This window comes from Mesorhizobium sp. M4B.F.Ca.ET.143.01.1.1 (assembly GCF_004792275.1).
GTDB lineage: Bacteria > Pseudomonadota > Alphaproteobacteria > Rhizobiales > Rhizobiaceae > Mesorhizobium > Mesorhizobium abyssinicae.
Genome location: NZ_SRSR01000017.1, coordinates 125,080 through 135,651 on the forward strand (window position 1 = coordinate 125,080; position 10,572 = coordinate 135,651).

A 10,572-nucleotide genomic window follows, 5' to 3' on the forward strand; every position below is an offset into this window, starting at 1 on the left:
CGCGTGCCGGATCGTGTAGTTGGCGTTTCGACCAAGCACGGTTCGACCGGCCGCTATCGGAAGACGACGTCCTTGCAGCATCTAGAGAAATGGACCGACTGGCTTTGCGACGACAAGGCCGGTCCATTCAACGCCGCGCTCGCCTTTGCCGTCACATACTGCCTTGTCCAGGTCGTGGTGATGACGCTGTCGTCGCACTGGGCAGGCACTGGCGTCGGCGTCGATGAATCCGAGCAATTGATGGTGATGCGGGTCCTGGCGGCTGGCTACGGCAGCTCGCAGCCACCGCTCTATACGTGGCTTGCCCACCTGACGGCCTCGCTGGTCGGAACCAGCATCCTCGCCCTCAAGATCGTGAAATACGGTCTGCTGGCCGCAGGGCTCGCAGCATACTTCACCGCGGTGCGCCGGCTCGGCTTCTCGAATCGCGCGGCCGCGGCCGCCATGTTCGGCCTGCTTCTGTTTCCACAGATCATCTGGGAAATGCAGCATGCCCTCACCCACTCGGTCGCCATATTCTGCTTTTCGTCGGTGCTGTTCCTGGCGCTGGTCGAGCTGCTGAAACGGCGATCCCTCGCCGCCTATGTGCTGTTCGGCCTGGCAACGGCCGCGGCGATGCTGTCGAAATACAACAATGTCATCTTTCTCGCCGCGCTGCTCCTGGCGGCGCTGTCGCTGCGCGAAACCCGCGCGGCGATCTTCGACCGCCGCTTCCCGATCAGCGTGGTGGTGGCCATCCTTGCCTGTCTCCCGACATTCCACTGGAGCCTCGCGCATCTCGAAGACTTGCTGTTGCACTGCGACGGCTTCGGCGTTGCCGAGGGTGGCAGCGCGGCGGCGACTGCATCGCTCGGCGTGTTCGGGTTGGGCAAGGCGATACTCAACTTCGCCGGGCTTCCGGTCGCCGTCTTCGCCGTTGCGTTTTTGGTGGCAATCAGCAGACCCGCGCCATCGTCAGAGCCTTGGCCCTGGCCCGAAAAGCTGCTCTGGCGCGCGATTGCTTTTGCTCTGCTGATTACGCTGGCGGTGGTGCTGGCGGGCGGCGTGACGCAATTTCGCGATCGTTGGATGCTTCCGGTTTTCGTTCTGCTGCCCGCTGCCCTTGCCATGCGTCTGGATGCCATGGGCGACAGGGGCAGGAAGACGCAAGCCACGATCGTCTTCGCCGGCGCTGTCCTCGCCATCCTGGTGCTGCCGGTAAGCTGGTACATGCAGGTGTACGGCGGAGACAGCCGCGGACGCATCGTGCGGATGGACTATCACTCGCTGTACGGCCAGCTCATGTCCGAAGGGCCGGTGCGCACGGTGATATCCAGCTGGTTCTGGGCCGGCAATTTGCGTCTTGTCGATTCCGATCTCGTCGTGCTCGACGACGAGATACCCGATTTTGCCGCGTCGATCCGCGAACCAGCCGTGCTTGTCCTGGCGGCTGACGACGGCGAGCCGAATTCGATCATTTTCGACAGGATCGCCAAGGCCGGCTACGCGATGGACACCATCCATCGGCAGGTTGAGGTACCTCAGTTGCTCGGCGGCACCCCTGCGACCCGCCAGCTCACGATAGCCAGACTTCACAGGATCACGGCGCCGTAGCGCGCTTCGGGAGGGATCGCATGGAGACACAACGCTTCGGCCGCCATCGCAAGATCATGCCGTTCGAACCGGAAGCGGCCGGCTCCGTTGAAGCGCTGCGTGAAGCCTCCCGCCAGAAGGCGGCTTCGCTCAACCAGCATGTGCTGGGCTACGGCGCGCAGGCCGAGGCCGAATGGCAGGCGGCCGGCATCGCCGCTCCGCACCTTGCCGCCATGCGCAAATACCGGCTCGACCGCATCCGCTCCGAATTGAGGCGCCGCGGCTATGCCGGCGCCCTGCTCTACGACCCCGTCAACATCCGCTACGCCACCGACTCGACCAACATGCAGCTCTGGGTCGCGCACAATCCGACCCGCCATTGCTTCGTTGCCGCCGAAGGGCCGGTGGTGCTGTTCGACTATTTTTCCTGCGAGCACCTGTCCGATCATTCCGGCGTCGTCGACGAGGTGCGGCCGGCGGTGTCGTGGATGTATCTCTACAGCGGCGAGTTGACGCCGTTGAAGGTCCGCCGCTGGGCCGCAGGCATCGCCGATCTGGTGGCGCAACATGGCGGCGGCAACCGCCGCATCGCCGTCGACCACATCAATCCGGAGGGCGCCGAGGAGCTTGCCCGCCTCGGCGTCAGCATCGGCAATGGCGAGGCGGTGATGGAGAGCGCGCGGCTGATCAAATCGCCGGACGAGATCCTCGCCATGCGCCGTTCGATCGTCGCCTGCGAGGCGGCGATGGGCGAGATGGAACGGGCGCTGAAGCCAGGCATTTCCGAAAACGAGCTGTGGGCGGAGCTGCATCGCGGCAACATCGCGCGCGGGGGCGAATGGATCGAGACCAGGCTGCTGTCTTCCGGTCCGCGCACCAATCCCTGGTTCCAGGAATGCTCGTCGCGCGTCATCGAGGCCGGCGATCTCGTCGCTTTCGACACCGACCTGATCGGCCCGTATGGCTTCTGCGCCGACCTCTCGCGCACCTGGCTCTGCGGCGACGGCAAACCCTCGAACGAGCAGCGCGATCTTTTCCGCATCGCCGCCGACCAGATCGCCCACAACACCGAACTGATGCGCCCGGGCATCTCCTTCCGCGAGCTTGTCGAGCGCGCCGCGGTGCCGCCCGGCGACTGTTTCCCGACCCGCTACGGCGTGCTCTACCACGGCGTCGGCCTGGCGGACGAATATCCGACGCTGCCGCATGCCAGCGACTGGACCGAGGATACGCCGGACGGCGTGCTCGAAGCCGGCATGGTGCTGTGCGTCGAAAGCTATATCGGCCGGCTGGGCGGACGCGAGGGCGTCAAGATCGAGGAGCAGATCCTCATCACCGAGACCGGCAACCAGCAGCTCTCGAGCTATCCGCTCGACGAGCGGTTGCTTGGCTGAGTCACTCGAGGCCCTCGATCGCTAGGCGCAACGCCGCTACCGTCTCTGGCGGAGTGGCGCGGGCGGTGATGAACGGCAGGCCCTTGCGCCGTCTCGTCCAGCCGACGACCTTCACGTGCCTTGCCGCCGGCTCGAAGCGATTGGCCAGAGCCCAGCTCTCGCAGTCGATCGCCGCGACATCGGCCCTGCCCTCGGCAATGGCGACGATCGATGAACGGTGGCCGCCGCTCTGTATCTGCGAAGCAAAAATGTCGAGGCTTTCGCCCATCGCGTCCAGGTCGCGCGTCAGCCCGAGCAGGCCGGACATGGAGTCCGGATTGTTGAAGGCGAAGCGCTTGCCGCGGATGAGATCGAGCGGGATCGAGGCGCTGCCATCGACCGGCGATGCGACTGACTGCCCGCCATCGGCCGGCATGACGATGGCGCTGGAATAGAGCTCGCCCTGCCCGCCCTCGACGGCATCGTAGCTCGGCTGGCCGATCACCTGGACGTGGCTCGCGAGCCCCAGTTCCATCGGTCCCCAGCAGGTCTGCCCGAACAGCAGTGCCGGATGCAGCCAGAGCCCGTGGAAATCGAGGTCGCTCGCCGGCAGCGTCGCCGGATCGGGCGCGATGACCTTGCCGGCTGCGTCGCGGATGCCGCCGGGCACCGGCGGCAGGTCGCCATTGACGCGGACAAGTATCTCCGGCGCGTCGATGCCCTTGCCCCTGATGGCTTCGCGCAGCCGCGCCCATTGCGCGTCGACCTCGCCCCTCGCCTCGGGCCAGTCATACATCGGCAAGGCCGCAACGAATTCGCTCATGCCTGGATTTGACCGCTGTTCTGGAAAATTGACAAGATCGCGGACGCGAGCCGCCCGCAGCATAGATGACGCGTGGCGGCTATACCGGGATCATTCCTTTGGCGGCTCGGCCGGAACCGGGGCGCTGCCAAGGCCATTGATGCTGCGCGCCCGGACACGCGGCTTGAATGCCCGACCCGGCTCCGGCGCGCGCCGCAGCACCGGATGGACGATCGGCTCCTTGGCCTTGAAGGCATGCGCCTTGAGCAGCGCGAAATAGTTCGGATAGGCATAGCCGTTGTTCATCCGCAGCCATTCCTCGCGGCGGTCGCGGAACAGCTTCGGCAGCCGGTACCAGGCAACCGTCGGGCTCTTGTGATGAACGAAATGCAGATTGTTGTTGAGGAACAGGAAGGACAGCGGCGAGCGCTCGATGATCACCGTGCGCCCTTCCGGATGTTCCGACCACTGATGCTCGGCATAGGTGCGGATCGAAATCATCGACTGGCCGAGCCAAACCGGCACCAGAATGTAGAGCCACAGCGGAATGCCGAAGCCGTACGTCATGATCGGCACGACCATGGCAAGGCCGGCGGCGTGCAGCAGCCATGCCTTGCGGATCGCCTTGTCGCCGGCTGCGATCTGCTTGGCGTCGTCGATGAAGAAACCGATCGACGACAGCCACGGACCGAGGATGAGGCGGCCGACCATCGTGTTGTTGATCTTCAGCAGGAGTTTCATTGCCGGCGGCAATTCCTCATGCATCCAGAGCGCCTGGTAGTAGCTCTCCGGATCGTCGAGCGGATCGGTCAGCCGCTCGTCGGCATGGTGGCGAAGATGGATCGTCTTGAAGCGGCGGAATGGCCATACCATGCCGATCGGCAGGAAGACGAAAGCTTCATTGATCCGCGCGTTGCGTGTCGGATGGCCATGCAGCACTTCGTGCATAAGCGACGATTGCAGTGCCGCTATCAATGCCAGGGCCGCGAGAGCCAGAAGTGGGTAAGATGGCCAAAGCAGGAAGCCGGTGGCAAGCCAGGCGCCGTAGCAAAAAAATGCGAGGAACACGGTCGGCCATTCGATAGCCGCTGCACTGCTACGTCTCTTAGTCATGCTTGCCATGCGATCGACCACTGCCCTCCAGTCGCCGGAACCACCTTGATTCCTGACAAGATTGTGTCAGGAGCCTGTCGTTGCCGCAACGCGACAAAGCGCACAAACTGTTGCGAGTGCGCATTTTCAGCCGCATATGTTATACATTGTAAACAAACAGCGGATTCATTTCCGCCTGAGCCACGTTCAATGCGGCTACGGCGCAAATTTTTCCTCTCCGAAGCAGGAGCAGCGTCATGGACAAGCGCGATCTGTCGACCCTCTTCCGGGACCGTTTGAAATTGCTCTTGACACGCTCGGACCTGAACCAGTCGGCTTTCGCGACAGCGGTCGGCATCGACCGTTCGGCACTCTCGCAACTGCTCTCCGGGACGTCGACCCGACTGCCCCGCGCCGAGACGCTGCTCAACATCGCTGCCGAGTTCAAAGTGTCGCTCGACTGGCTGCTGGGGCTGAGCCATGACGAAGGCGTCACCGGCGAAATCCGCGAGAGCCTGGAGATCGAGGAAGCGCCCGACGGCTTCGACCGCACGTTGCTCGCCAAATGGCACTCCGAAGCGGCGGGAACGAAAATCCGCTACGTGCCGGCTGGCATTCCGGACCTGCTGCGCACCGAGGCGTTGGTCGACTACGAGGCGAACATCACCAACAAGAGCCGCGAGGCCCAGGCGGGCGAGACCCAATACCGCATCGACTACACCAGGCGCCCTGAGACCGACATGGAGGTCTGCATGCCGCGCCACACGCTGGAGATCTTCGCGCGCGGGCTGGGCGTCTGGGACCGCTTTCCCGAGGCCGACCGCCGCCAGCAGCTTCTGCACATGGCAACGCTGCTCGACGACCTCTATCCGACCTTTCGCCTGTATCTCTATGACGGGCGCATGCGCTATTCGATCCCCTACACCATCTTCGGACCCTACCGCGCCGCGATCTATGTCGGCGACATGTATCTGGTGCTCAACGCCCCCCAGCCGATCCGCACGCTGACCAGCCATTTCGACAATCTGATCCGCGCCGCCGACATCAATGCGCATGAGGCGGCGAGCTTCGCGCAAAGGCTGGCCGAGCTGCGATTTTGATGGCTGAGGACCGGCTTTGAGATTGACGACATATAAAGAGTTCTTTATATCCTTATCTCAACAAAGAACTCAGTAAGGCGTATGTCATCATGACCAATCCGATCGAGGCACTGCTTGCCGAAAAGGGCGTGCTGCTCGCCGATGGCGCTACCGGCACCAATCTGTTCGCCATGGGCCTGGAAGCAGGCGAGGCGCCGGAGCTGCTGAACGAGACCGCGCCCGACACCATCGCCAGCCTGCACCAGAACTTCGTCGACGCCGGCGCCGACATCATCCTGACCAACTCCTTCGGCGGCACCCGCCACCGACTGAAGCTGCATCATGCGCAGGACCGCGTGCATGCGCTGAACAAGCGCGCCGCCGAGATCGCGCGCGCGGTGGCCGACAAGTCCGGCCGCAAGGTGATCGTCGCCGGCTCGGTCGGCCCGACCGGCGAATTGCTGGTGCCGCTCGGCGCCATGACCTATGACGAGGCGGTCGACGCCTTCGCCGAACAGATCGAAGGCCTCAAGGCGGGCGGCGCCGAAGTCGCGTGGATCGAGACCATGTCGGCGCCGGACGAGATCCGCGCCGCCGCCGAAGCCGCGATCCGCGTCGGACTGCCCTACACCTATACCGGCTCTTTCGACACCGCCGGCCGCACCATGATGGGCCTGCTGCCCAAGGACATCCACGGCGTCGTCGACGGGCTGTCGCAAGATCCGCTCGGCGTCGGCGCCAATTGCGGGGTCGGCGCGTCCGACATCCTTGCCTCGCTGCTCGACATGACCGAGGCCAGGCCGGAGGCGACGGTGATCGTCAAGGGCAATTGCGGCATTCCGGAATTCCGCGGCACCGAGATCCACTATTCCGGCACGCCGGAACTGATGGCCGACTATGTCCGGCTCGCCGTCGATGCCGGCGCCAAGATCGTCGGCGGCTGCTGCGGCACCTCGTTCCAGCATCTTGCCGCCATGCGCAAGGCTCTCGACGCGCACACCAAATCGAGCCGGCCGACCATCGAGACGATCGTCGAGCGCATCGGCCCGATGCGCAACAAGGTGGCTACCGCAAACACCGCCGAGACCAGCGAGGCCCGCCGCGAACGCCGTCGCGGCCGCGCCTGACCGTTTGATCGGTCGCCGTTTCGATTATTCGCTGTTTTCGGCGTAGCGCGACAGCGCCGTGTTGAAATCGGTGGCGCTGCCTGTGTCGCTGCCCATGCTCATCAAGGCGCCCGATGCGCGGGGATCGCTGATCTGCTCCAGCATGACGCGGAAGCGGTCATTGTTCAGGGCCGACTTCGCGGTGTTCCTGGCCGCCTCGACATCATTCATGATGCGCCGGGATTCCGCCGACGGCGCCTGCGAGGCGGTCGACTGAACGTCCCTTGCAGCCGGCGTTGAATTCGCAATGTCTCTGATCAGCACTTCCGGCCCCCACAAGCCCGTGTATTAGCTTTTCGTAACAAGAGGGAATTGCGATCATATTCCTGAAAAGGCTCGCAATTTAACGATCTGCCGAAAAGGGAGCCGGGTTCAGGATCTATTGAGATTCAGGTCAGGCCGAGCCAGGAAACCTCCATTTGCAGGCCGGCCTCACCCGAATATCAACAGATCCGAAAAAAGGCCGGCAAGGTTCCCCTCGCCGGCCTGCCTCACCCGCCCGTGGCCGGTTCCCCGTATCAGAACGATCCCCGTCTGAAAGGAACCGGCCGTTATTGCCACTACCGGTTACCGCCCAGCGCCGAGGCAAGGCGCACAAGCGACAGGAATTCCGACCTGTAGCCAAACGGGTCGGCTCCTCGGGCGGCGGTGGCAATCTCCATGATCTTGTCGTAGCCGAACTTCGCGGTCGCATCCTCGTCGCGCAGCTTCTGGCCGAACGCCGCGACCGCGACCGAGAAGCGCTGGTCGGTGCCGGCCTGGTCGAAGGACTGGACTTCGTTGGCCGACGTCACCGGCGTGGTGATCAGCTTCGAGGTGTCCTCGTCCGGCAGCTTGTAGCGGATCTTGACGAAGGCATATTCGTCGGCATTGGCGACGCCGCCATTGTTGACCGTTGCCTGGCCGTAGCGCAGCGGGTCGATCTGCTCGCCGCCGCTGCCCTTCGGCGTGATCTCGTAGATCGCCGTCACCGAATGGCCCGAGCCGATATCGCCGGCATCGACGCGGTCGTTGTTGAAATCCTCGCGGTTGAGCGCGCGGGTCTCATAGCCGATCAGGCGGTATTCCGAGACCCTGTTCGGATTGAACTCGACCTGGATCTTGACGTCCTTGGCGATAGTGAACAGCGTCGAGGACGCATCCTCGACCAGGACCTTCTCGGCCTCTGCGAGCGTGTCGATATAGGCGGCGGTGCCGTTGCCGTTTTGCGCGATGGTCTGCATCATCTGGTCGTTAAGATTGCCGCGCCCGAAGCCGAACACCGACAGGAAGACGCCGGTATTGCGCTCCTGCTCGATCAACCGCTTCAGGTCGTCGTCGTCTGTCTGGCCGACATTGAAGTCGCCGTCTGTGGCGAGCATCACACGGTTGACGCCATCCTTGACGAAGGATTGCTGGGCAAGCTTGTAGGCTTCCCGGATCCCCGCCTCGCCCGCCGTCGAGCCGCCAGGCTGCAGATGGTCGATGGCCGACAGGATCTTATCCTTCTCGGCAACCTTTGTCGGCATCAGCACCGTGCCGGCATCGCCCGCATAGGTGACGATCGAGACGGTGTCGTCCGGCTTCAGCTTGCTGACCAGCAGACGGAAGGCCGACTGCAGCAGCGGCAGCTTGTCCTGCTCGTTCATCGAACCCGACACGTCGATCAGGAACACCAGATTGGCCTTGGGCTGCTCGGTCGCCTTGACGTCGAACCCCTTGATGGCGACGTGCATCAGCTTGGTGTGCCCGTTCCACGGCGTCGGCATGACGCTGACGGTCGAGTTGAACGGCGTCGAGGCCGCATCCGGTCCCTTCCAGTCGTAGGGGAAGTAGTTGATCATCTCTTCGACGCGCACGGTGTCGGCCTGCGGCAGGTAGCCTTCCTTCAGCGAGCGCCGCACGAAGGAATAGGAGGCGGTGTCGACGTCGATCGAGAAGGTCGAGACCGGGTCCTCGAGCGCGGCATGCACCGGGTTGGTCTTGAAATCCTCGACGCGGTCGCGGTTTTCCTCCTGCGGCAGCAATTGGTCGGCAGGCAGCGTGGACGGCTGCGCCATCAGCTTGGATTCGGCGGCGGTGCCCGGCACCGGGCCGCCGCGTGCGACATCGGCGGGAGCCGCGGCGCCGCCATCGAGGGAGAGCTGGCCACTGACGGTCGGCGCAGGCGCCGGCTCGGTGCGCTGGAGCGCATCCTGCCGGACCAGGCCGCCGGCCTTCTCCGCTTCGGACTTCGGCGGCTGTGCCGGCGCGACCAGCACCTCGTTCAAACCGCGGCTTTCACTATCGGTGTCTTTCTTCTGCTTGTCGGCCTCGGCAACCGGCTTCAGCGTCGCCGGCACTTTAGTCGCCGGCGCGTTGGTCGCCGGCACGTTGGTTGCCTGCCCGTTGGTTGCCGGCTTGTCGGCCAGCGTCTCGGTGATCTTCTCATCGCCGCCGATCTGCGGCGGCGCCTCCCTCAGCATCTGCAAGGTGGCGTATCCGGCGATCGGCAGGGCGACGAGCCCGGCAATGGCCGGCGTGGCGATCAGTTTCTTTTGCATGATCTCTCTCCAGAGCTTTTGTACCCGCTCTGTGAGACGAAGCCCGCCGGCCGATCCTTGGGCGGCGGCGAAGATTTTTTCCTGCTCGTCGAAAGCCTGCATGGCTGCTGCCAGCGCGCGCGCCTTCGCCTCGGCGTCCGGCGTCGGTGCCGTAATGTTGCGCAGCCTCTCGAGTTCGTTGTCGTCGACCATGGTCACACTTCCCCGGCTGAACGCATCAACGTCTTCAGCCGTTTCTTCGCTTCATGGATGTGCCAGGAAACCGTCGTCTCCGAGATCGCCAGCGCCTCGGCAGCATCCGCGTGGCTGAGCCCCTCGCCATAGACGAGCAGCACCGCATCGCGCTGCTTGTCCGGCAGCTTGCGCACCGCCGCCCATAGCGCTTCGGCGGGGTCCTCGGGTTCCGCCGCCTCTCCCGCGATCAGCGCGTAGGCGCCGTAGGCCTCGGCCTTGCGGGTGTCGCGGGCGCTCTTGCGCATCATGTCGCGCGCTGCGTTCAGCGTCATGGTGTAGAGCCACGTCGTGAAGGCGCCCTTGCCATGATAGTCGCGGATCGCCCGGCCGAGCCGGACGCAGACTTCCTGGGCGATGTCCTCGGCGTCCGCCTTCCTGCCGCACCAGCGATAGGCAGCGCGATAGACGAAGCCGTAGTGCCTTTCGAGCAATTTGCCGAAAGCACCCCTGTCTCCGCCCTTCGCCCGCCCGACCAATTCGGCGTCGGAGGCTTCGCCCTCGTCCAGCATCATCGCCATCATTTGCCTGTTGGACGAAGGCTAATGGCCAATCCTTGGGGTTATGGAAAGATTTTTTTGCCGCAGCGCTTTTCCTTCTCCCCGTTCACGGGGAGAGCGACTGTCTTGGCTGTCAAGCTGTTTGCCATGGTTTTTGGTCGCGGATGATGGCGTTGAGAATGGTCAGCAGCTTTCGCATGACGGCCACGACGGCGACGATCTTCGGCTTGCCGAC

The 10,572-nt window shown here is 64.1% G+C and carries 9 protein-coding genes and 1 pseudogene; 4 read left to right on the plus strand and 6 right to left on the minus strand.

All coding sequences use genetic code 11. The features are described 5' to 3' along the window. Nucleotides 1-3: 3 nt before the first annotated feature. Both EN786_RS29865 and EN786_RS29870 read left to right on the plus strand, forming a co-directional pair. Nucleotides 4-1,593: a glycosyltransferase family 39 protein gene (locus EN786_RS29865; RefSeq protein ID WP_135909189.1), complete on the plus strand. Its 1,590-nt coding sequence runs from the start codon at nucleotides 4-6 to the stop codon at nucleotides 1,591-1,593. 20 nt (nucleotides 1,594-1,613) lie between these two features. Next, entirely contained in the window at nucleotides 1,614-2,966 is a 1,353-nt protein-coding gene (locus EN786_RS29870; protein ID WP_127312052.1) for a Xaa-Pro peptidase family protein, read from the plus strand. A 1-nt stretch (nucleotide 2,967) separates the two neighbouring features. Here the strand turns inward: EN786_RS29870 and EN786_RS29875 are convergent, their stop codons facing one another. Both EN786_RS29875 and EN786_RS29880 read right to left on the minus strand, forming a co-directional pair. Then, nucleotides 2,968-3,768, minus strand: coding sequence for a PhnD/SsuA/transferrin family substrate-binding protein (locus tag EN786_RS29875; protein ID WP_135909191.1), 801 nt, complete (start codon nucleotides 3,766-3,768; stop codon nucleotides 2,968-2,970). 90 nt (nucleotides 3,769-3,858) lie between these two features. Continuing rightward, nucleotides 3,859-4,869 (minus strand): fatty acid desaturase, encoded by a 1,011-nt coding sequence (locus tag EN786_RS29880; RefSeq protein WP_189340751.1) that lies wholly within the window; start codon nucleotides 4,867-4,869, stop codon nucleotides 3,859-3,861. Between the two features lie 227 nt (nucleotides 4,870-5,096). On the opposite strand from EN786_RS29880, the gene EN786_RS29885 reads away from it, so the two are divergent. Then, the gene (locus EN786_RS29885) at nucleotides 5,097-5,939 is read left to right on the plus strand and encodes a helix-turn-helix transcriptional regulator (protein WP_127286744.1); all 843 of its coding nucleotides are present in this window, start codon (nucleotides 5,097-5,099) and stop codon (nucleotides 5,937-5,939) included. 89 nt (nucleotides 5,940-6,028) lie between these two features. Continuing rightward, nucleotides 6,029-7,045, plus strand: a complete 1,017-nt coding sequence (bmt, locus tag EN786_RS29890; protein ID WP_127286743.1) for a betaine--homocysteine S-methyltransferase — start codon at nucleotides 6,029-6,031, stop codon at nucleotides 7,043-7,045. 24 nt (nucleotides 7,046-7,069) lie between these two features. On the opposite strand, the gene EN786_RS29895 is transcribed toward bmt, so the two are convergent. The 4 genes and pseudogenes from EN786_RS29895 to EN786_RS29910 all read right to left on the minus strand — a co-directional run. Next, a complete protein-coding gene (locus EN786_RS29895; protein ID WP_245478450.1) occupies nucleotides 7,070-7,255 on the minus strand; it encodes a hypothetical protein in 186 nt (61 codons plus the stop codon). A gap of 389 nt (nucleotides 7,256-7,644) precedes the next feature. Continuing rightward, nucleotides 7,645-9,798: a VWA domain-containing protein gene (locus EN786_RS29900; protein ID WP_127311764.1), complete on the minus strand. Its 2,154-nt coding sequence runs from the start codon at nucleotides 9,796-9,798 to the stop codon at nucleotides 7,645-7,647. A gap of 2 nt (nucleotides 9,799-9,800) precedes the next feature. Then, nucleotides 9,801-10,358 (minus strand): RNA polymerase sigma factor, encoded by a 558-nt coding sequence (locus EN786_RS29905; protein ID WP_128346821.1) that lies wholly within the window; start codon nucleotides 10,356-10,358, stop codon nucleotides 9,801-9,803. A gap of 112 nt (nucleotides 10,359-10,470) precedes the next feature. Then, nucleotides 10,471-10,572, minus strand: a pseudogene (locus EN786_RS29910) (IS110 family transposase); the annotation flags it as partial.